The sequence below is a fragment of the Pseudomonadota bacterium genome (genome assembly GCA_027624955.1).
In the GTDB taxonomy this organism is placed as follows: domain Bacteria; phylum Pseudomonadota; class Alphaproteobacteria; order UBA828; family UBA828; genus PTKB01.
This window is the reverse complement of sequence record JAQBTG010000013.1, coordinates 63527-85699: the sequence shown is the minus strand read 5'-3', so window position 1 is coordinate 85699 and position 22173 is coordinate 63527. Positions and strand designations below refer to the sequence as shown.

Below are 22173 nucleotides of genomic sequence, written 5' to 3'. Positions count from 1 at the left end.
GGAGTCTTGAGGACTCCCCGCCGGGCAGTCCGTCAGCCGCTAGGAACTGGATCCCGTGTCGCCGCCCGGCAGGAAGGGATAGGGGTTCGGGTTCGGCGTCGCGGGCGTGGCCTCGGCCGGCGTGTCGCCAGCTTCTTCCATACCGGCATCCGGGTGGGCCTCGACGGCAACTTCTTCCAGGGCGCTCTTGCCCGCCTTCTTGCGCGCACGCTCCTCGGCCCGGGCTACCGCCTGGCGGGCCTTCACGACGATGGCCTCGAGTTCCGAAATCGAGCAGAAGCCGAGTTCGACCGGGCTGCGCGGGCGCAGGTTCGCGCTGTTCCAATGGGTCCGGTCGCGGATCGCGTTGATCGTCGGCTTGGTCGTGCCGAGCAACCGGCCGATCGAGGCGTCTTGGACCTCGGGATAGTTACGCAGAATCCACTCGATCGCGTCGGGCTTGTCCTGGCGCTTGGAGACCGGGGTATAGCGCGCGCCGCGAGGCCGCGAATCGGGCCGCGGGATATCCGACTTGGCGAGATCGAGCTTGCCAGCGCCATCGGCTTCACAGCGCCGGATCTCCTCGATGGTGAGTTGGCCCGCCACGAGGGGATCGAGTCCCTGCATTCCGGGCGCCACTTCGCCATCGGCAATGGCCTGGACCTCCAACTCATGCAGGCCGACGAACTCGGCGATCTGCTGAAAGGTCAGGGTCGTGTTGTCACACAGCCAAACAGCCGTGGCCTTGGGCATCAGGACTTCCGCCATCGGGTCCTCCTTGGGAACATCTGAGGGTTCGGAATTCGCGCAGCGCCATCCGCCGGACCAGCCGGCCGGTGCGCCTAATCGCAGCGATCCGTGAAAACGATAGGGTCTATATACGCCTTGACCGGCCCGGGATAAAGAGCCTCGCGCATCGACGCGGCGGGCGGGGCTAGACCCCGTGGAAATCCTTGTACCAATCGACGAAGCGCGGGATCCCCTCGTCGATCCGCACATGCGGGTCGAAGCCGAAATCCCGCCGGCTTGCATCGATATCGGCATAGGTCGCGCGCACGTCGCCGGGCTGCATGGGCGCGTATTGGATCTCGGCCCGTCGTTGTGTCGCCTCTTCTATCAGGCGGATCATGCGCATCAGCGGCTCGGCGCGGTTGTTGCCCAGGTTGTAGACCTTGTGGGCCGGGCCGCCCGCCGGATCCTTCACGGGCGGGCTGTCCAGGCAGGCCAGGACGCCGGCCACGATATCGTCGATAAAAGTGAAATCGCGCTGCATATCGCCGTCGTTGAAGACCCGGATCGGCTCACCCCTGATGATCGCGCGGGTGAAGATGAAGGCCGCCATGTCGGGCCGGCCCCAGGGGCCGTAGACCGTGAAGAAGCGCAGGCCCGTCGCCGGGATCTCGTAGAGATGGCTGTAGCAATGGCTCATCAGCTCGTCCGCCTTTTTGGTGGCGGCGTAGAGCGAGATGGGCGAATCGACGCGATCCTCGACGCTGAACGGCTGTTTGGTATTGCCGCCATAGACCGAGGAGGAACTGGCATAGACCAGATGGCGCAGGCCCTCGAACCCGCGGCAGAGTTCCAGGATCGCGAAATGGCCGTCGATATTGGAGCGGATATAGGCGGCCGGATTCTCAATCGAGTAGCGCACCCCCGCCTGGGCGGCGAGATGAACCACCCGGTCGATGCCCCGACCCTCGACCGCTGCCGCCAAGGCGCCCTGGTCGGCGATATCCAGCTTGCGGAAGGCGAATCCTTCGCGCCCTTCGAGTTCCGCCAGGCGCGCGGCCTTTAGGGTCGGATCGTAATAGTCGTTCAGATTGTCGACGCCGACGACCGATTCGCCACGGTCGAGCAAAGCCCGGCTGACATGAAAGCCGATAAACCCGGCCGCGCCGGTGACCAGAACGGGCATTGATCCAACCCAAGGAGAAAACGTCGCGGGGGGTATAGCGCAGCGCCGAGCGGAAATCACCCCCGCCGAACAGGCATCCGCGTTATCCGAATGCCGCCGCGCATTGCCGAATTGGCCTTGGCGATACTAAATAGCAGGTGAAACGTTTTCGTCGTCGCGGACCGACCGGTTCGCGACGCTGGTCCTACCCGCGAGGTTCTGCGATGGCACTTGCCGCCGTCACTCTGGATGACAAATACACGCTCGAGCGCGGCCGGGTCTTCCTGACCGGAAGCCAGGCCCTGGCGCGCCTGCCGATGATGCAGCGCCAGCGCGACCGCCATGCCGGGCTCGATACCGGCGGCTTCATCTCCGGCTACCGCGGCTCGCCCCTGGGCGGGCTGGACATGGCGCTCTGGTCGGCCAAACGCTTCCTCTCGGCCCAGGACATCCATTTTTGGCCCGGCGTGAACGAGGATCTCGCCGCAACGGCGATTCTGGGCAGCCAGCAGCTTCACGTCTTCCCGGGCGCCAAGAAGGACGGCGTCTTTTCCATCTGGTACGGCAAGGCCCCCGGTGTTGCCCGCTCCGGCGACGCCTTCAGCCACGGCAATGCAGCCGGCGCGGCGAAACATGGCGGCGTGCTGCTGCTGGCCGGCGACGACCACGCACCCAAATCCTCCACCCTGTCCTGCCAGAGCGAGCTTTTCCTCCAGGCCTCCAAAGTGCCGATCCTCTACCCCGCCGGGGTCCAGGATTTCCTCGATTTCGGCCTCTACGGCTGGGCCCTGTCGCGCTATTCCGGCCTTTGGGTCAGCTTCAAGGTGGTCTCCGACACGGTCGAAGCCTCGGGCTCGGTCGAGGTCGATCCGGACCGCGTGAAGATCGTCGAGCCGACCGATTACACGATGCCGCAGGGCGGCCTGAACATCCGCTGGCCCGACCCCTGGTATCTCCTGGACGACCGCATCGAACTCGAGCGCATTCCCGCGGCCCAGGCTTTCGTGCGGGCCAACGGGCTGGACCGGGTGGTGATGGATTCGCCCAAGGCGCGGCTCGGCATCGTCTGCGCCGGCAAGGCCTATCTCGACGTGCGCCAGGCCCTCGACGACCTGGGCATCGACGAAGACGGCGCGGCCGCCATCGGCTTGCGCATCTACAAGCTGGCCATGACCTGGCCGATCGAGCCCCAGGGCCTGCGCGCCTTCGCCGACGGGTTGGAAGAGATTCTGGTCGTCGAGGAGAAGCACCCCTTCATCGAGCCGCAGATCAAGACCGCGCTCTACGACCTGCCCGATTCGCGCCGCCCGCGGGTCGTCGGCAAGGCCGACCAGGAGGGCAAGCCCCTGCTGTCGCGCTGCCGCGAACTGACCCCGGCCCAGATCGGCCGGGTCATCGCCGAACGCATCTCGTCCTATCACGACAGCGAGCGGATCCGGGAAAGGCTGGCTTTCCTCGACGCCAAACAGCGTTCGATCACCGCCCTGGTCTCGCCGATCGAACGGACGCCCTATTTCTGCTCGGGCTGCCCGCACAACACCTCGACCAAGGTCCCCGAGGGCAGCCAGGCCCTGTCCGGCATCGGCTGCCATTTCATGGCCCAGTGGATGGACCGCAGGACCGACACCTATACCCATATGGGCGCCGAAGGCGTGACCTGGATCGGCCAGGCTCACTTCACCGAAACCAAGCACATGTTCGTCAATATCGGCGACGGCACCTATTTCCATTCGGGCATCCTGGCGGTGCGCGCCTGCGTCGCGGCGAACGTCAACATCACCTTCAAGATTCTCTACAACGACGCTGTCGCGATGACCGGCGGCCAGCCCGCCGACGGCCCGCTGGACGTGCCGATCGTGACCCGTCAGATGCATGCCGAGGGCGTGCGCCGCATCGTCGTGGTGACCGACGAGCCGGAAAAATATCCGGTCGGCACCAGCTTCGCGCCGGGAGTCACGATCCATCACCGCGACGATCTCGACCAGGTCCAGCGCGATATCCGCGAATGGCCCGGGGTTTCGGTCCTGGTCTATGACCAGACCTGCGCGGCGGAGAAGCGCCGGCGGCGCAAGCGCGGCAAGTTCCCGGATCCGGCCAAGCGCGTCTATATCAACGAGCGGGTCTGCGAGGGCTGCGGCGATTGCAGCGAGAAATCCAACTGCCTCTCGGTGATCCCGGTCGAGACCGAGTTCGGGCGCAAGCGCGCCATCGACCAGTCGTCCTGCAACAAGGACTTTTCCTGCCTCAACGGCTTCTGCCCCAGCTTCGTCAGCGTGTTGGGCGGCGGCATGCGCAAGCGCAAGTCGAGCGCCACCGATATCGAGGAATTGAGCGCGCAACTGCCCGAACCCACCCGGCCCGGCGTTGAATCCCCTTACGGCATCCTGGTCACCGGGATCGGCGGCACTGGCGTCGTCACGATCGGCGCCCTGCTCGGCATGGCGGCTCATCTGGAAGGCAAAGGCGTCTCCATCCTCGACATTACCGGCCTCGCCCAGAAGGGCGGCGCGGTACTCAGCCATGTCCGCATCGCCGCCGATCCGGAGGCGCTGCACGCCGTGCGGATCGCCGCGGGCGAAGCCAATCTGGTGCTCGGCTGCGATCTGGTCGTGGCCGCCGGCAAGGAAGCCCTGGCCACGGTCCGAGAGGGCCGCACCATGGCGGTGGTCGACAGCCATGAGACGCCGACGGCGGGCTTCACCCGAAACCCGGATATCCGTTTCCCGGGCAAGGCGCTGACCAAGCTGATCTCCGAGGCCACGGGCACGGGCAATGCCGAATTCCTCGATTCGACGACCCTGGCTACCAATCTGCTGGGCGATTCCATCGCGTCCAACCTGTTCATGCTGGGCTATGCCTATCAGCGCGGCCTGATCCCGGTCTCCAGCGAGGCGATCCTGCGGGCCATCGAGCTGAACGGCGTCGCCGTGCCGATGAACACCCGGGCCTTCCTCTGGGGCCGTCAGGCGGCCCATGACCTGCCCAGCGTCGAGCAGGCCGCCAAGCCCGCCACGGGTGTGCCCGCGATCCGGCGCCTGTCGGAGACCCTGGACGAGTTGATCGACCGGCGGGCGACCGACCTCACCGCCTACCAGAACACGGCCTATGCCCGGCGCTACCGCGATTTCGTCGAGCGGGTCCGCGCGGTCGAGCAGGAAAAGGCCAACGGCATGACCGGCCTGGCCGAGGCCGCAGCGCGCTATCACTACAAGCTGCTGGCCTATAAGGACGAATACGAGGTCGCTCGGCTTTATGCCGACCCGGCCTTCCTGGCCGGGCTGCGCGACCGTTTCGACGGCGACTTCAAGCTCGAATTCAACTTGGCCCCGCCGATCCTGGCGCCGCGCGATCCGGTCACCGGCGAACTCAAGAAGATGACCTTCGGGCCCTGGATGCTGCCCGCCTTCCGCGTCCTGGCGAAGCTACGCTTCCTGCGCGGCTCCGCCCTTGATCCCTTCGGCAAGTCGGCCGAGCGTCGGCGCGAACGCGCGCTGATCGAGGAATACGAGGAGACGATGGGCGATATCCTGACCGGGCTGAACCACGACAACCACGCCCTGGCCGTCGAGATCGCCGGCCTGCCCGAGCATATCCGCGGCTATGGCCATGTGAAGGAGCGCCATCTGGCCGCCGCCGAAGCGCGGCGGGGGGAACTCCTCAAGGCCTGGCGCAGCCCGGCGGTTCCGGAACAGGCGGCGGAATAAGCGGAGAGGACCGTCGTCGCGGGCGCGTAGCGTCGCGCCCGCGATAGCGATCAGGCGTCCTTGACCCCCTTGGCGATGCGGTCGCCGATCGAAGGGTCGATCTTGCGCCAATAGTCGAAGGCCCGTTCCAGAACGGGGTTGGAAACGCCGTTCTTGAGATGTCCGACGACATTGGAGACCAGACGGTCGCGCTGCGCGTCGTCCATGACATCGCGTACCAGGGTGCCGGCCTGGCCGTAGTCGTCATCGTCCTTGCGCAGTGTGTAGGCGGCACGGATCAAGCGCCCGCTGGCCTCCCAGGTCTCCGTCTGCGGATAGCGCTCGCCGTCGGCCGCGGGACCGCCCTTGGAGTTCGGTGCGTAGACCGGATCCGAGATATTCTGGACGCGCATGGCGCCGTCCTTGCTGTAGCTGTGCACCGGCGATTTCGGCCGATTGACCGGGATCTGCCTGTAGTTCACCCCCATGCGGGCGCGATGGGCGTCGGAATAGGCGAACAGCCGGCCCAGCAGCATCTTGTCCGGGCTCGAGCCGATGCCGGGCACGAGGTTGTTGGGCTCGAAGGCCGCCTGCTCGATCTCGGTGTGATAGTCGGTGGGATTGCGGTCGAGGGTCATGCGCCCGACTTTGATCAGGGGGTAGTCGCCGTGCGGCCATACCTTGGTCAGGTCGAACGGGTTGAAACGATATGTCTCGGCCTCTTCGAAGGGCATGATCTGCATGTGGAGAGTCCAGCTCGGATGCTCGCCGCGCGCGATCGCGTCGTAGAGATCGCGGGTGTGGTAGTCGCCGTCCTCGCCGGCCAAGCGGTCGGCCTCGGACTGGGTCAGGCACTCGATCCCCTGGTCGGTCTTGAAATGGTATTTCACCCAGGATCGCCGACCCGCGGCACTCACCCACATATCTCATCGAGGAAAATTTGCCCCGCTTCGGTTAACGCGACGTTCCGCGTGGTGCGCCGCAGCAGGGTCGCGCCAAGCTCGCCTTCCAGCCATTTGATCGCCCGGCTCAAAGCTGGCTGTGCGATATGCAGGCGTTCGGCGGCGCGGCGGAAATGCAGATCCTCGGCGACCGCCACAAAATAGCGCAGATGATGCAATTCGATATTCATATTGATGCCATAGGAGCATCAAACCATAGCAATTTGATATTGGACGGGCAATGAAAGCCACGCTAGCTTGGCGCCAATTGTAGCGGCGCAGCAAAAATTGGAGACGGCAATGGCGGCCACGAGCCCAGAAGTGAAAAAGGCCCTTGAAGTAATCTTCGCGGCCGATTCGGATATCTACCAGGAGCGCGGGTTTCAGCGCCGCATCGGCTATGGCGAGCGCCCGGCGCTGGTGATCATCGATCTGGCGAATGCCTGGACCCGCCCCGGTTACGCCTTCACCTGCGACGATATGGACGTGATTATCCCGACCAATCAGGCGCTGTTGAAGGCTGCGCGGGCCAAGCGCATCCCCATCGTTTACACCACCACCGCCTATCAAGACCCCAAGGGCCCGCATTCCGACACCGGCCTCTGGCATCGTAAAATTCCGGTGGAAACCCTGTTGGAAGGCAGTGAAGAGGCGTCGATCGACGACCGCATCGCGCCGCAAGATGGTGAGATGGTGATCGTCAAGAAACGCGCCAGCGCCTTTCACGGCACCTATCTCGCCGGTTATTTGCGCGCCCAGCGCGTCGATACGGTGATCCTTACCGGGGTGACGATGGCCGGCTGCGTGCGTCATTCCACCGAAGACGCCATCGCTGAGGGCTTTCGCCCGATCGTGGTACGCGAAGGCGTCGGCGACCGGGTGCCTGGCGTGGTTGAATGGAACCTGTTCGATATCGACGCCAAGTTCGGCGATGTCGAGCCGGTCGACAAAGTGCTCGAATATCTCGGCGGCATAGAGCCCTTCGCCAATCGCTAGAAGTCCCTCATCGCCGGGCGGGCGCATCCGCGTCACATGACTTCTTGGGGCCCACCGCGCATAAGCTCGGGCGCGCGGTCGCGCTTGCCGGAAGGCCGGGTTGCCTTCCGGAAGTGGCGGGCTAGGCGCGAGCGGTGATTTGGGTATGATAGCCGCGCTCGGGCGATTCTGCCGAGCTCGCACGGTTGCCATGGCGAGGCGATGAAAAACAACAAGCGCTATTCGATATTCAGCTTGGCGCGAAATGCGCGCAAGTATCATGAGAATTGGGCGGAGGCATGGCGCAGCCCCGAACCCAAGCCGTCTTATGACGCCATCGTCGTCGGCGGCGGCGGCCATGGCCTGGCCACCGCCTATTACCTCGCCAAGGAACATGGCCTCACCAATGTGGCGGTGGTCGAGAAGGGCCCCATCGGTCTCGGCAACACCGGGCGCAACACCACCATCGTCCGCTCCAATTATTTATGGGATGAAAGCGCGGCGATCTATGAATTGTCGCTAAAGCTTTACGAGGGCCTCAGCCAGGACCTCAATTTCAACATCATGCTGAGCCAGCGTGGGTTGATCAGCCTCGCGCATAACCAGCATGACATGCGCGAGATCCAGCGCCGGGTTAACGCCATCCGCCTGAACGGCATCGATTCCGAAATGCTGACTCTGGCCGAGCTGCGCGACCTGGTGCCGATTCTCAACCTCTCGCCCAATTCACGCTATCCCGTCATTGGCGCCGCGATCCAGCGGCGCGGCGGAGTCGCCCGCCATGATGCGGTAGCCTGGGGCCTGGCGCGCGGCGCCGACGCACGCGGCGTAGACATTCTGCAGCACACGGAAGTGACGGGCTTCCGCATTCAGTCCGGGCGCGTCGCGGGCGTGGAGACCAGCCGGGGCTTCATCGCCGCGCCCAAGGTGGCGGTCGCCGTCGCCGGTCATTCAAGCGTGCTCGCCGAAATGGCGGGATTTCGCATGCCGATCCAAAGCCACCCACTTCAGGCTTTGGTGTCGGAACCACTCAAGCCGATTTTTAACACGGTCCTGATGTCGTCCGCCGTGCATGTCTATCTTAGCCAGTCCGATCGCGGTGAGCTGGTGATGGGCGCGGGCATCGACGGCTATAATTCTTATGCGCAGCGCGGCAGCCCGATGGTTCTCGAAGACATGCTGGCCGCCGCCGTCGAACTGTTCCCGGTATTCAGCCGCATCAAGATGATGCGGCAATGGGGGGGCATCGTCGATGTCTGCCCGGATGCGAGCCCGATCATCGGCAAGACACCGGTGTCGGGGCTCTATTTCAATTGCGGCTGGGGCACTGGCGGCTTCAAGGCGATCCCGGGCTCGGGTTTTGTCTTCGCCCACACCATCGCAAAAGGCGAGCCGCATGAAATCGCGGCACCGTTCGCGCTCGATCGCTTCACCAGCGGTGCGCTGATCGACGAGCACGGCGCCGCCGGCGTGGCGCATTAGGCCATGTTGCAAATAGCCTGTCCCCATTGCGGCCCGCGCGACGAGAATGAATTCTCCTGCGGCGGCGAGGCGCATATCGCGCGGCCCAAGCAGCCCGACGCGATCTCCGACGCTGAATGGGCCGATTATCTGTTTATGCGCACCAACCCCAAGGGCGCGTTGGCCGAGCGCTGGTGCCACACCGTCGGTTGCCGACGCTGGTTCAATGTTGAGCGTGACACCGTGACCCACACGATTCTTCGGGTCTACGCCATGGGTGCGCCGCGCGGCGGCGGTGGCGGCGCATGAAACGCCAGCGTCAGCGCCTCGATGTCGGCGCCCGAATCGACCGCGGCCAGCGTTTGGCGTTTCGCTTCAACGGCAAATCCTATGAGGGCTTTAGCGGCGATACCTTGGCTTCGGCCTTGGTTGCCAATGGTGTCCGTCTGGTCGGCCGGAGTTTCAAATTTCACCGCCCGCGCGGCATTTATTCAGCCGGCATGGAAGAGCCCAACGCCTTGGTCCAATTGGGCACAGGCGCGGCGAGTGAGCCCAATTTGCGCGCGACACAGGTCGAGCTTTTCGACGGCCTTGAAGCTGCAAGCGTCAATTGCTGGCCGAGCGTCAATTTCGATATCTGGTCGCTCAATGACCGCGTCTCCAGCATGTTGCCGGCCGGTTTCTACTACAAGACCTTCATGTGGCCGAAGAGCTTTTGGCACCACTACGAAAAAGTGATCCGCAAGGGGGCTGGCCTTGGCACCACGCCCGAACAGCCCGATCACAACATTTACGACAAGCGCCACCAGCATTGCGATGTCCTTGTGGTTGGCGGCGGGCCGGCCGGAATTTCGGCCGCGCTGGCGGCCGGGCGCGCTGGTGCGCGGGTCATCTTGGTCGATGAACAGGCCGAGTTGGGCGGCGCGCTTCTCGGCAATGGCGAGCGTATCGAATCGCGCTCCGGCGTCGATTGGGCGCTTGGCGCGCGCGCTGAATTGGATGCTATGGCGGAGGTGCAAGTGCTCAGCCGCACCACAGCGTTCGGTTATTACGACCATAATTATTTGCTGATGGTCGAGCGGGTAAATGACCATTTGGGCGCGCCCGCCGGGTCGCTGCGCCAACGCCTGTGGAAAATTCGCGCCCGCCAGGTGGTGTTGGCTACCGGCGCGATCGAGCGCCAGATGGTCTTCGCCAACAACGACCGGCCGGGAATCATGCTGGCCGGCGCGGCTCAGACCTATGTCAATCGCTATGGCGCCAAACCGGGTAACCGGGCGGCATTGTTCGTCAACAATGACAGCGCCTATCGCGCCGCCCTCGATCTGGCTGAGGCGGGAATTCGGGTCGAGGCGGTAGTCGATATGCGCGCCAATCCGACTGGCGAGGCGGTGGCGGCGGTGCGCGAGCGCGGCATCGAAATTTTAGCGCACCACGCCGTTGGCGGCGCGCTCGGCAACAAGCGTCTACGTGGTATTGAAGTGCTCGCGCTCAATGAAAAAGGCGATGGTTTCTCCGGCGATATCCGCCGCCTGCGCTGCGATCTGTTGTGCCTCTCGGGTGGCTGGAGCCCCACCGTGCACCTGTTCTCACAGGCCGGCGGCAAGCTCGATTTCGACGAGAAACAGGCTTGCTTTGTGCCCGGCGAAGCCCGTCAGGCGGTTTCATCTGCTGGCGCGGCAAACGGTGTCTTTGCCCTTTCAGGAAGCCTCGCTGGCGGCGCCGAGGCGGGCCGCGAGGCCGCGCGGAAAGCCGGTTTCGACGACCCGAGCGCGCCCGCGGCTTTGCCCGTCAGTCTGCCCGAGGTCAAGCCACTTAACCCGGTGTGGCGCCTGCCGCCAGTATCCAAGGGCGAAATGCGCTTTGTCGATCTTCACAACGACGTCACGGTATCTGATATCGAGCTGGCGGCGCGCGAGGGCTACCGCGCGATCGAACATTTAAAACGCTACACCACCGCTGGCATGGGTCCCGACCAGGGGCGGACGGGCAACATGCACGCCCTCGCCATCCTGGCCGATATTGAGGGCACGACGATCCCTGAAGTTGGCACCACCACGTTTAGACCACCTTATACGCCTGTGCCCTATGGCGTCATGGCCGGGCGCGATGTCGGCGTGCTCGCCGATCCGGTGCGCATGACCGCGATCCATGGCTGGCATGAGCGCTCGGGCGCCGTATTCGACGATGTCGGCCAGTGGAAACGGCCCTGGTACTACCCCCGCGCCGGCGAGGATATGGCAGCGGCAGTGCAGCGCGAATGCGTGGCGGCACGGAACGGCGTGGCGCTCCTGGATGCCTCCACTCTCGGCAAAATCGATATCCACGGGCCCGACGCCGCCGAATTTTTGAACCGCATCTACACCAATGCTTGGAGCAAACTCGCCGTCGGGCGCTGCCGCTATGGGTTGATGCTGGGCGAGGACGGCATGGTTCTCGACGACGGCGTGACCACTCGGTTGGGTGAGGCGCATTATTTCATGACCACCACCACCGGCGGCGCCGCTCGGGTGATGGCGTGGATGGAAGATTGGCTGCAATGTGAGTGGCCAGATTTGCAGGTTTATCTGACCTCGGTAACCGAGCAATGGGCGACGCTCTCGCTTTCCGGGCCGCACGCCCGCCGGCTGCTGAGCGAGCTGGCTGAGGGTATCGATCTTACGCCAGAGGCTTTTCCTCATATGGCGGTGCGCGAGGGCCGAGTCGCCGGCATCGATGCACGCATCTTCCGCGTCAGTTTCACCGGCGAGCTTGGCTATGAGATCAGCGTCGCCAACCGGTACGGACTAGCGCTGTGGCAGGCTTTTCTGCGCGTCGGTGAAAATTACGACCTGACCGCGATCGGCACCGAGGCGCTGCATGTGTTGCGCGCCGAGAAAGGTTATATCGCGGTTGGTCATGACACCGATGGAACGACAACGCCGGGCGATCTCGGTATGGATTGGATCGTCAGTAAAAAGAAAGATTTCATCGGGCGCCGTTCGCTTGCGCGTGCCGATTCCGTCCGTCTAGACCGCAAACATTTGGTTGGTCTGCTGCTCGAGGCGAGGGTGCCCGAAGGGGCGCAGATTGTCGCTGAACACCGCCGCCGGCCGCCGATGAAAATGATCGGCCATGTCTCTTCATGTTACGACAGCGCCACGCTCGGCCGGCCGATCGCCCTGGCGTTGATTGTCGGCGGACGTGAGCGCATGGGCGAGACGGTCACAATCCCCCTGACCATGGAAGGGCGCGTGGTGAAAGCGGAAATTGTCAGCCCAGTATTTTATGATCCTGCGGGAGAGCGGTTGAATGCCTGATCCCTCGCTCCGTCAGAGCCCCTTGGCGACGCTTCATCTCGGCAGCCGGGCGGCGCAACCCGCGCCTGGCGCCAAGGTCCATTTGGCTGAAAAGCGCGCCGTCGTCAAAATCAACTTGCGCGCCGACCCGGCCAACGCGGTGCTGATGCAGGCACTCGCGCGCGCGCTCGGCTATGAACTGCCGAGTGACCCGAATCGGACAAATGGCGAAGGGGACCGCGGTGCGCTTTGGTTGGGCCCCGACGAATGGCTGCTGACGGCCCCGGGCGGGCAGGAAAAGGCGCTCTTCGAGACGCTGTCGCAAGCAGCGACGGGCCATCATGCGGCACTCAGCGACGTCAGCGATGCGCGCATCGTCTTGGCGCTGTCAGGTTCGCGCGCCCGCGAGGTGATGGAGAAAGGCTGTAGCCTGGACCTCCACCCCCGCGCCTTTCAAACCGGGCATTGCGCGCAAACCCGCCTCGCACGCGCTGCGATCTTGCTGCATCAGACCAGTGATGCACCGGCCTATGATATTCACGTTGCATGGAGTTTCGCCGCTTATCTCTGGGTGTGGCTGGAGGATGCAGCGGCGGAATTTGGGTTGGCGGTCGGCAACGATAGCTAAGAAGGCAGCGATCTAGTCGGCCATCTGCGGCCCGCTGGCGTTGAGATTGCGCATGTCGGTCTTGATGTGGAGCAGCGAAGGCCGGCTGTTTTCGGCCAGCGCCGCGTCCAGAGCATCGGGAAAATCCTCTGTCCGTTCGACGCACCAGGCGGCGGCGCCATAGGCCCTGGCCAGGGCGGCGAAATCCGGACTATTCATCACCGTGCCATAGAGCGCCTCGCGCCCGCCCCGGCGGTACTGATGCGTGGCGATCGAGCCATACATGCCATTGTCGAACAGCAGCACCGTAAACGGTAGATTTTGCTGAACGCCGGTGACGATCTCCTGTCCCGTCATGAGAAAGCCACCATCTCCGACCAGCGCGACAACCTGTGAATTGGGCCGCGCCAGTTGCGTGCCGATGGCGCCCGGAACTCCATATCCCATGGCGCCGAGGCAGGCGGCGAATTGACTGCGCGGTGCACGGAACTCGAAATAGCGGTGCAGCCAGCCGGCAAAGGCGCCGGAATCATTCACCAGACAGGCATCGTCCGGCAGTTGGCGGCGCAAATGCGCGACGATTTCGACCATGTCGACGGCGCCCAAACATTGCGCGGTTGCGTCGAGACCCGGCGTGGCGTGGGCGATGTGTTCCCGGTGGCGCGCTTCACGCCATGACAGACGGCTGTTTGACGGCGCGCTTAGCAGGCGTTCGGTGAGCGCCTGCAGGCTGGGCGTAAGATCGGCCTCAAGCCCGACATGCGGCGAGGTCTGGGCGAAAGCCGCGCTTTCGGGATAAATATGTATCACTTGCTGGTCAGCGCGGAGCAGCGAGAATCCTTGCAAGGTCGCGCCGTCGGGCCGCGCGCCGGCAATTATGACGAGATCAACATCGGCCCAGAATTTTTCCTGATAGGGCGCGAGTCGAAGGCCAAAATGCCCGAGGTTGGCGGCATGTTCATGCGTCAGGATATCCTGCCGGCGAAACGCGCTGACCACACCGGCTCCCGCGGCCTCGGCAAAGCGCGCCACGGCACCATGCGCGCCTTCAAAATTGATCTGTTCGCCGCCGATGATCACGGGGTGCTGGGCCGCGTTGATCATGCGCGCTGCTTCGTCGAGCGCCTGCGGCTTGGGGGCGAGCGCCGCGCGCGGCTTGGCGGTGGGAATTTGTACCCCGTTCGCCTCGCCTTCCGTGACGTCTTCTGGCAGTACCACGGCGACCGGCCCCGGCCGCCCGGCGACTGCAAGCCGGAGCGCTTCCGCCGTTGCTGCCGCGACATCCTCAGGCCGCATGACTTCGATTACGCCTTTGGTCATCGGCCCGAAGGCGGTCGGATAGTCGATTTCTTGGAACGCCTCGCGCCCCATCTCTCCCGTCGGCACATGGCCGATAAAGAGTACCAGCGGCGTCGAATCTTGTTTGGCGGTATGCAGGCCGATCGAAGCATTGGTGGCGCCGGGGCCGCGGGTGACGAAAGCGATGCCAGGTTTTGCCGTTGCCTTGGCGTAGGCCTCGGCGGCGAAAGTAGCGCCTGATTCATGGCGGTTGAGTACGAGGCGGATGCGCGACTGCGCCTGGCGCAAGGCTTCCAGCACGGTGAGATAGCTCTCACCGGGAACGCAAAATCCGGTATCGACGCCATGTTCCAATAGCGTTGCAACCAGCGCTTCGCCGCCGTTCATCGCTGTGAATTCTCAGCCAGCGAAGCGCGGCTCGGCCAGGCCGGTGGCGCCGGTCCCGGTGATCGCGAAAACGCCGCCCGCTTGTGGCTGTTTGGCCAAGTCGTCATCACTCAAAAAGATGCTGGCGCAGGTGAGGTAGATGATGTCCAGATCGTCGCCGCCGAACATTGGGCAGGTCGGGCGCTGCACTGGTAACTCGATGGTGCGATCCAGCGTGCCGTCGGGTGCCCAGCGCGCCAGGCACCAGCCGTCCCACATGGCGTTCCACAGATAGCCCTCCGAATCGACAGCAGAGCCGTCTGGTTTGCCTTGCATATCCTTGGTCGAGGCAAAGACGCGACGGTTGGTAATCGCACCGCTTACGGTATCCAAATCATAGGCCCAGATGGTGTCGATGCCGAGATCGGCATAATAAAGAATGGCACCGTCGGGACTGAAGGCGAGGGAATTAGAGCAAATGATATTGCTCTCCGCCTTATGCACACTGAGGTCGGCGTCAAGACGATAAAGGCCGCCGAGCGGCTCGACCATGAGATCGTCCATCGTGCCTGCCCAAAAGCGGCCCTGGCGGTCGCAGCGGCCGTCATTCAGGCGGGTTTGCGGTGTTTCGGCCTCGATTTCATGAATGGTCTCGCTGGTACCGCGGTCCAAATCGTAGGCGCGGAAGCCGCCATAAAACGCCACCATCAGCCCGCCATTCCGACGCAAGGCAAGCGATCCAGGCTCCTCATCCACCGGCCAGGTTTCGACGCCGCCAGAAGCCGGCGTGAAGCGATTGATCGATTTTCCTTTGATGTCGACCCAATAGAGCACTTTCTCTTCTGGGCACCAGACCGGGCCCTCGCCAAGTACATTCTTACAGTCCACCACGCATTCGATCTCGACCATTGTCGTCCCTCGGACTAGTGTTTCTCCCGCCACGTGACGGGGCGAGATAATCGGGGCAAACACGGGCCGCGTCAACGCGCGCGGCTGTCCCATACGGGGGATTAATGAAAAAGAAATCTGACGGCCTGCGCGGCTCGCTGACCAGCTATGGCGATGCCGGCTTTTCCTATTTTTTGCGCAAATCCTTCGCCAAATCGATGGGCTATAGCGACGACGAGCTGGAGCGCCCAGTGGTCGGCATCGCCAACACCGCGAGCGGCATGGTCAGTTGCCACGGCACGGTGCCGCAGCTTGTTGAGGCCGTGAAGCGCGGTGTCACCGCCGCCGGCGGCCTGCCGCTCGATTTCCCAACCATTTCGCTGGGGGAGCCGTTCCTCAACCCAACCAGCATGCTGTTCCGCAATCTGATGGCGATTGACACTGAGGAAATGATCCGCGCGCATCCGGTCGATGCCGTGGTCCTGATCGGCGGCTGTGACAAGACTGTTCCGGCGCAACTGATGGCGGCGGCTAGCGCCGATGTACCGGCGATTATGCTCGTCACCGGCCCGATGATGACCGGCAGCCACCGGGGAGAGCGGCTCGGCGCTTGCACCGATTGCCGGCGTCTCTGGGGCGAGCATCGCGGCGGGCGAGTCGATGCAGCGGAGATCGAAGAAATTTCCGGGCGGCTGATGCCGACGTCGGGCACCTGCATGGTGATGGGCACAGCCAGCACCATGGCCTGCGTTACCGAGGCACTCGGCATGATGCTGCCGGGCGGCGCGGCGATTCCGGCGGTCCATTCCGATCGTTTGCGCAATGCCAGCGAAAGCGGCGCCGCGGCCGTCCGGATGATCGAAAACGGCGGCCCGCGGCCCAGCGAGATTATCACCCCCGCGTCGCTCAGCAACGCCTTCCGGGTTCTCCTCGCAATCGGCGGCTCGACCAATGGCGTTATCCACCTTGCGGCGCTCGCCGGCCGGCTCGGCATTGAAATTGACTATGCTGCGCTCGATCGTATGGGCCGTGAGACGCCGGTTTTGGTCGATCTCAAACCATCCGGCGCGCATTACATGGAGGATTTGCAGAAGGCTGGTGGTCTCGCGCCGCTGTTGCGCGAATTGGCGCCGCTTCTTGATCTCGACTGCATGACCGTGACTGGCCGCAGCCTCGGCGAAGAGCTCGATGCCGCCGCACCACCCTGGCCGCAGGAGGTCGTGCGCCCGCGCGATAATCCGCTTCATGCCGAGGGCGGCATCGCCGTTCTTGGCGGCAATCTAGCGCCGGGCGGGGCGATCATCAAACATTCGGCGGCGACGCAGGCGCTGCTCAGCCATGAAGGCCGCGCCGTGGTGTTCGATTCGCTCGACGATATGGCCGCGCGTATCGACGATCCAGCGCTCGACGTGACGCCGGAGGATGTGCTGGTGCTACGCAATGCCGGGCCAATCGGCGCCCCCGGCATGCCCGAAGCCGGATACATCCCGATCCCGAAAAAACTCGCCGCGGCCGGGGTCAAGGACATGCTGCGCATTTCCGACGCTCGCATGAGTGGCACCGCGTTTGGCGCTATCGTCCTCCACCTTTGCCCCGAAGCGGCGATCGGCGGCCCGCTGGCGCTAGTACAAAACGGCGACCGCATCCGTTTGGATGTCGCCGCCCGCAGTCTGGATGTCTTGGTGTCGGACGAAGAATTGGCAACACGCCGCGCCGCCTGGACTCCGCCCGCGCCCCATCCCGGCGCCGAGCGTGGCTGGCTCGCCCTGCATCTCGCCCATGTTCAGCAGGCTGACAAAGGTTGCGATATGGATATTTTGGCCGGCAAACCAAGCGGCGCGCGGACGCCGCTGTAGCGGGTTAACCGCCGCCGCAGAGCGCCCGCAGCGCGGCGCATGCGGCGCCGTAGCCATTGTCGATATTGACCACCACCACGCCAGGAGCACAGCTCACCAGGGACGAGAACAAGGCGGTCTCGCCGCCGCGCGCCACGCCGTAGCCGGTTGAGGTCGGCACCGCGATCACCAGGCCCGGCACCAATCCACCGATGACGCTCGGCAGCGCGGCATCGAGCCCGGCGACGGCGATCACGATGCGGTGGCGTTTGATTTCGTCGATACGCTCCATCAGGCGCCACAACCCGGCGACACCGACATCGTTGATTTCGAGACAAGGCGTGCCGTAATAGGCGAGGGTGCGCGCTGCCTCGCGGCTGACCCGCACATCGGAAGTGCCGGCGGTGACAATGGCCGTCTCCAATTTGCCGGTAGGCGCCGCCACGCTGCCGAAAATGCCCGTGCGCGACAGCGGCTCATAATCGATCCGCGCAGCCAACGCCGGCGGTAGGGATTTCAGCGCCGCCGCATCGAGACGCGTCAGCAACAGGCTGTCATCGCCGGCCTGCTCGAGAATGGCGGTCAAATGTTCGTCTGATTTGCCGGCACAAAGGATGGCTTCGTCAAAGCCGAGGCGTTCGCGCCTCTCAACGTCCAGTTTGATGTCGCGCTCAACCATTCGCCATTGGCCGAAGAAAGGCTGAGCCCATGCGGTAGGCTTGGAAGTCCAGCGGTTTATCGATTCCCTCCGCCTCGAGCATGGCGGTGATGACGGTACGCAGATCGCCCGCGCCGGTTTCGCTGAGGATCTCGAGGCCGGGCGCATCAAGCTCGATCACCACTTCCTTCTTGCGGATGCGACAACGCACCGTGTGCGCGCCGAGACGGCGGGAGACGAATTTCTCCACCGCGTCAATTAAAGTTAGTAAATCGCTCTCGATGCGCAATCCGGTTTCGATCCGGCTGGAAAGGCACGGCGCCGCCGGCAGTTCGGCCAGATCGTCGAGTTCTAAATGGCGCGCGATGGCGCGCACCGTGGCTTTGTCGATGCCCGCCTCGACAAAGGGATGGCGCACACCCCGGCGCAGCGCGGCTTCCAGCCCGGGGCGGTAATCGCCAAGATCGTCGAGATTGGTGCCCGACAGCACGCTATGCTCGGTCACGGCGGCGATGCCGTCATAGAGATTGGTTTTGCAATAGAAGCAGCGGTTGACCGGATTGGCGCGGTAATTCGGGTCGTCGAATTCGCCGGCGTTGAATTCACGCAAGCGCCACCCTTCCTGCGCGGCATAGTGGTGGACCCGCGCCGTGGCATCGCCTGGGACGGCCGGCGAGAGCGCATGGAACATCTCAAAGTTCTGGCCCGCCAGGCGTCCGGCAATAATAGCCAGCGTCATGCTATCGACGCCGCCGCTGACGGCAATTGCTGCGTGGGTGAAATCGCTGAGCACCTCGCGCAACACCGATAATTCGGGCAAAAGGGGCTCAGTCATCTCGTTCCTTCCGCTGCAGTGCGGCGTCTTCGGCGGCGCGCCTCCGCGCCATGCGCCCAGCATGTCCGCCATCGCCCGCCGCCACTTGATTGATTTCCATTTTCGCAGTTGCCACCCCGGTGGGGCGTGTCACTAGCTTCACGCCACGCACAAGTTCGCGCGCCAGCACGGCACGCCGGCTGACTTCCCAGCGCAGGCCGAGCGTTGTTGTCTCATTGAAACACGCGGCGGTCACCGCCTCGCGCGCATCGGGGCGGGCAAGCAGTTGGATCTGTGCCGCGATCCGTCCCTTCTTGCCGAACACCGGCATGTGCACAACATCGAGCACGCCATCGAGTGCGCGCAAATTGTCCAGCCCAGCGGCCAGGTCTTCTGGGCTTTGGTCGTCGATTTCGAAGCGCAACACCACCACTTGATCCTCGGCGATCGATCCGCCGGTGCTTTCGAATTCTAGCACGCGCAAGACGTTACTGATGCCGGGAAAGTCCTTGGTGCCAAAGCCGATGCCGCTTCCGGCCAGGCGCTCCGGTGGGTGCACGCCGCCCTGTTCCGGGCCGAGATGGGCAAGAATGGCGGCGCCGGTTGGCGTGATGCGCTCACCTTTGCGGCCATCGTCATGCAGGGTGAAGCCCTTTAGAAGCTCGACCACGGCGGGCGCCGGCAGCGGCAATTCGCCATGCGCGCTGTTCACGCGGCCCGCACCCATCGGCAGAGAGGAAACCGACCAGCGCGCGTCTCCGCGTTGGTTGATGAGATGCGCGGCGCCAACGATATCGGCGATCGAATCCCAGGCGCCGACCTCGTGAAACGCTACATCTTCCGGGTCGACGCCATGCACTGCGCCTTCGGCCACAGCGAGGCGAGCGAAAATATCTTGCGCCCGATCGCGCGTGCCGTCCGGCAATTCGGCTGCGCTGAGGCGGGTGCGAAGCGCGCGGAAATGCGTGTGTTGCTCGCCGCCATCTTCGGCCGGCAGTGCGACGTCAAAGCGTGTTCCGTTAAGCGTGTGATCATGGTGCGCCAGGACGCGGAGATCGATCAATTGTGGCAGGCCGGCGGCACGGATAGCCGCCAGCGCGCCGTCTGCTTCGCTGGGATGGGCGTCGAGCAAAGCGGCGACGAACATATCGCCGGCGACGCCACCAACAGCATCAAGATGAATGCGCCGGGACATAGCGAATTCCGTCATCAATTTCAGTCATTTAAGAATCGCTCAAAATAAGACGCTTGGAAAGTGCACACAACTCCGCATGCGCTAATCGGGCGCCGGGCGCATATCGCCGAAATGCCGGGTCAGACCCATCAGTTGGCGGTCGCGCCATTTCTGGCGGGCCGGCACCTCTGCCACCGGCGTGGTGTGCTCCATCTCGACCGCCAAGCGGGCGATCAGCTCCGGGTTCAACGGGTGTGGCTCGCGGTGTAGGTCGCCGATGATGCCGCCGATGGCACCTTGAAATTTTTCGTAATACTCGGCGATGCCGCCGGTCGCATTGAGATGATTGGTCTCGAACGGCCCCATGAACGCCCAGCGCCGGCCGAGGCCGTATTTGACGATGCTGTCGACATCCTCGGCCGAGACATAGCCGCCATCGACCAGATGCAGCGCCTCGTTGATGAGCGCGAATTGCAGGCGGTTTAGCACATAGCCGAAAATTTCCTTATTGAGCCGCACCGGCACCTGGCCAATACCGCTCAGGAGTGTGCAGCAGGCTTCGAAGGTTTCCTCGCTGGTCGCTGGACCGAGCATCACTTCTACCACCGGAATGAGATGCGGTGGATTGACCGGATGGGCAACGATGCAACGCGCGCCACCGGCGAGATTGGCCATGAATTCGGAAGGCGGGATCGACGATACCGAGCTGGCGATGATTGCGCCGGGCGGCGCCGCGCGGTCGAGTTCGCGAAAAACCGCACGCTTGGTCTCGACTTCCTCAATCACGCTCTCTTGGACATAGTCGACGCCTTGGAGCGCATCAGCGAGCGAATCGCATATCCGGATGCGCCGCATGACATCCTCTTTTGCCTCAACGAGGCCTTCGCTCGCCAACGATTCGAGCGTACTCTCAATCGCTGGCAACGCCGCTTCGAGAGCGCCCAGCTGACTGTCATAAAGCGCCACCTCATGCCCAGCGCGGGCAAATATCGCCGCCCAAGCGCGGCCGAGATTGCCGACCCCGATGCAGGCTATTTTCTGCGCCATCTTAGGATTCCACCTTGGGCGCGCTTTCCGCCCAGCGCGCCATCAAAGAGTTGGAGGGCAGGGATTTGTCCATGACTTTGTTTGCCGTTTCTACTCCGGCGATTGGCAGGCCGGCGGGATCGAGTTTGCCGATCTGCACCAACACCGAGGCTTGATCCCAATAAATATGCTCGTGATAGAGCTTGCCGCCGCGGAAATTGACCACCGCGACCAGCGGTATCTCGACCTTCTTGCCGGTCGGCGGGATGCCTGGCAGCATCCAGTCGATTTCCTCGTCATGGGTGAAGCAGAATATCATCTCGTCGACCACGCGGTCGGCGCCGATGGTGCGCGAGATCGGCACAAAATGCGTGTCCTTCGGCATTTGCGGGATGAAATGATTTGAGTAGAAACGTTCCAATTCCTCAACCCCTGTGCCGCCCGTCATGGTCGGGACGTGGTTGACATAGGGCGCGCTCACCATTGTCGCCAGGGTGTCAGGTGTGTCGCGTGTCGCGAATTCATATTTGAGATGTTCGTCCCAAAGGGCTTCCAAATTGAAATGCGGGCCCATCACCTTGTGTAACGCAGCGATCGTGCGTGAATGCGCCATCATCGAGGCGGGGCGGTTATAAACTGACGGGCGGCCATGGTTGTAAAAGGCGTGATCGACATTGGGATAGACATAGATTTCGACATCGTCGCGACCTTCGAATCGGCCACTGATTTCCGCCACCGCCGCCTCCGGCACATGCTGATCGAGCGCGGCGAAATGCATTTGCAACAGGCAGGAAATATTTCCTGCCTCAGCCAAATAGCCTTCGATGCCGACGCCATAGAAAGACACGGCCACATCGACATCCTGGCGTGCGGCGGTGAGATAGGCGAGCTTGCCGCCGAGGCAAAACCCGACACAGCCGGTCTTGCCGGTGCATTCGTCTCTAGCGCGCAAGGCCTTGAGCGTGGCGCCGATATCCTCGATGCCCTGGTCGAGGTCAAATTTGCCCATCAAGCCGATGGCTTTGCTGAATTCACTTTCGCTATAACCGAGGTCGATGCCCGGTTCGATACGCCAGAACAGATCGGGCACGATGGTGACATAGCCTTCTTCGGCGAACAGATCGGCGACCTCGCGTAAGGATTGATTGATGCCGAATATCTCCTGCAGCAGCACCAGCCCGGCGCCACTGCCGGATTCGGGCAGCGCCAGATAGGCGCCCATCGACGCACCGTCGCCGGTTGGGATTTCGATCATTTTTCCGTTCATTTTTTTGTCTCCGTGATGCGGTAGAATT

General features: G+C 63.5%; 17 protein-coding genes and 1 pseudogene. 7 read left to right on the top strand and 11 right to left on the bottom strand.

Translation table 11 applies throughout. The features are described 5' to 3' along the window. Positions 1 to 39: 39 nt before the first annotated feature. Positions 40 to 747 (bottom strand): DUF1013 domain-containing protein, encoded by a 708-nt coding sequence (locus O3A94_07145; protein MDA1356028.1) that lies wholly within the window; start codon positions 745 to 747, stop codon positions 40 to 42. Between the two features lie 166 nt (positions 748 to 913). Then, on the bottom strand, positions 914 to 1894 hold the full coding sequence (locus O3A94_07140; GenBank protein ID MDA1356027.1) for an NAD-dependent epimerase/dehydratase family protein: 981 nt from the start codon (positions 1892 to 1894) through the stop codon (positions 914 to 916). A gap of 203 nt (positions 1895 to 2097) precedes the next feature. Here O3A94_07140 and O3A94_07135 point away from each other — a divergent pair, with 203 nt between their 5' ends. Beyond that, entirely contained in the window at positions 2098 to 5577 is a 3480-nt protein-coding gene (locus O3A94_07135) for an indolepyruvate ferredoxin oxidoreductase family protein (protein MDA1356026.1), read from the top strand. A gap of 50 nt (positions 5578 to 5627) precedes the next feature. Here O3A94_07135 and O3A94_07130 read toward each other — a convergent pair whose 3' ends face one another. Beyond that, positions 5628 to 6446 (bottom strand): catalase, encoded by an 819-nt coding sequence (locus tag O3A94_07130; protein MDA1356025.1) that lies wholly within the window; start codon positions 6444 to 6446, stop codon positions 5628 to 5630. A 35-nt stretch (positions 6447 to 6481) separates the two neighbouring features. Continuing rightward, positions 6482 to 6688, bottom strand: a pseudogene (locus tag O3A94_07125) (LysR family transcriptional regulator). A gap of 109 nt (positions 6689 to 6797) precedes the next feature. Between O3A94_07125 and O3A94_07120 the strand changes: the two are divergent. From O3A94_07120 to O3A94_07100, 5 genes are all read left to right on the top strand, one after another. Beyond that, the gene (locus tag O3A94_07120) at positions 6798 to 7493 is read left to right on the top strand and encodes an isochorismatase family protein (protein ID MDA1356024.1); all 696 of its coding nucleotides are present in this window, start codon (positions 6798 to 6800) and stop codon (positions 7491 to 7493) included. 201 nt (positions 7494 to 7694) lie between these two features. Further along, positions 7695 to 8954: a sarcosine oxidase subunit beta family protein gene (locus O3A94_07115; protein ID MDA1356023.1), complete on the top strand. Its 1260-nt coding sequence runs from the start codon at positions 7695 to 7697 to the stop codon at positions 8952 to 8954. Positions 8955 to 8957: 3 nt separating this feature from the next. Continuing rightward, the gene (locus O3A94_07110) at positions 8958 to 9242 is read left to right on the top strand and encodes a sarcosine oxidase subunit delta (GenBank protein MDA1356022.1); all 285 of its coding nucleotides are present in this window, start codon (positions 8958 to 8960) and stop codon (positions 9240 to 9242) included. After that, entirely contained in the window at positions 9239 to 12232 is a 2994-nt protein-coding gene (locus O3A94_07105) for a sarcosine oxidase subunit alpha family protein (protein MDA1356021.1), read from the top strand. The genes O3A94_07110 and O3A94_07105 overlap by 4 nt, the downstream gene beginning before the upstream one ends. Further along, entirely contained in the window at positions 12225 to 12839 is a 615-nt protein-coding gene (locus tag O3A94_07100) for a sarcosine oxidase subunit gamma (GenBank protein ID MDA1356020.1), read from the top strand. Before O3A94_07105 ends, O3A94_07100 begins: the two co-directional genes overlap by 8 nt. A gap of 12 nt (positions 12840 to 12851) precedes the next feature. Here O3A94_07100 and O3A94_07095 read toward each other — a convergent pair whose 3' ends face one another. Further along, positions 12852 to 14504: a thiamine pyrophosphate-binding protein gene (locus O3A94_07095; GenBank protein MDA1356019.1), complete on the bottom strand. Its 1653-nt coding sequence runs from the start codon at positions 14502 to 14504 to the stop codon at positions 12852 to 12854. Positions 14505 to 14516: 12 nt separating this feature from the next. Continuing rightward, positions 14517 to 15392, bottom strand: coding sequence for an SMP-30/gluconolactonase/LRE family protein (locus O3A94_07090; protein MDA1356018.1), 876 nt, complete (start codon positions 15390 to 15392; stop codon positions 14517 to 14519). Positions 15393 to 15496: 104 nt separating this feature from the next. Between O3A94_07090 and O3A94_07085 the strand changes: the two genes are divergently transcribed. Continuing rightward, positions 15497 to 17227, top strand: coding sequence for a dihydroxy-acid dehydratase (locus O3A94_07085; GenBank protein ID MDA1356017.1), 1731 nt, complete (start codon positions 15497 to 15499; stop codon positions 17225 to 17227). Positions 17228 to 17231: 4 nt separating this feature from the next. Here O3A94_07085 and larB read toward each other — a convergent pair whose 3' ends face one another. From larB to O3A94_07060, 5 genes are all read right to left on the bottom strand, one after another. Then, on the bottom strand, positions 17232 to 17885 hold the full coding sequence (larB, locus tag O3A94_07080) for a nickel pincer cofactor biosynthesis protein LarB (GenBank protein ID MDA1356016.1): 654 nt from the start codon (positions 17883 to 17885) through the stop codon (positions 17232 to 17234). Further along, entirely contained in the window at positions 17878 to 18699 is an 822-nt protein-coding gene (locus O3A94_07075; GenBank protein ID MDA1356015.1) for an adenine nucleotide alpha hydrolase, read from the bottom strand. Before O3A94_07075 ends, larB begins: the two co-directional genes overlap by 8 nt. Further along, on the bottom strand, positions 18692 to 19873 hold the full coding sequence (locus tag O3A94_07070) for a LarC family nickel insertion protein (GenBank protein ID MDA1356014.1): 1182 nt from the start codon (positions 19871 to 19873) through the stop codon (positions 18692 to 18694). Before O3A94_07070 ends, O3A94_07075 begins: the two co-directional genes overlap by 8 nt. A gap of 81 nt (positions 19874 to 19954) precedes the next feature. Continuing rightward, the gene (locus tag O3A94_07065; GenBank protein MDA1356013.1) at positions 19955 to 20899 is read right to left on the bottom strand and encodes a 3-hydroxyacyl-CoA dehydrogenase; all 945 of its coding nucleotides are present in this window, start codon (positions 20897 to 20899) and stop codon (positions 19955 to 19957) included. Between the two features lies 1 nt (position 20900). Further along, complete coding sequence (locus tag O3A94_07060) at positions 20901 to 22145, bottom strand: dienelactone hydrolase family protein (protein MDA1356012.1); 1245 nt, start codon at positions 22143 to 22145, stop codon at positions 20901 to 20903. Positions 22146 to 22173 lie beyond the last annotated feature (28 nt).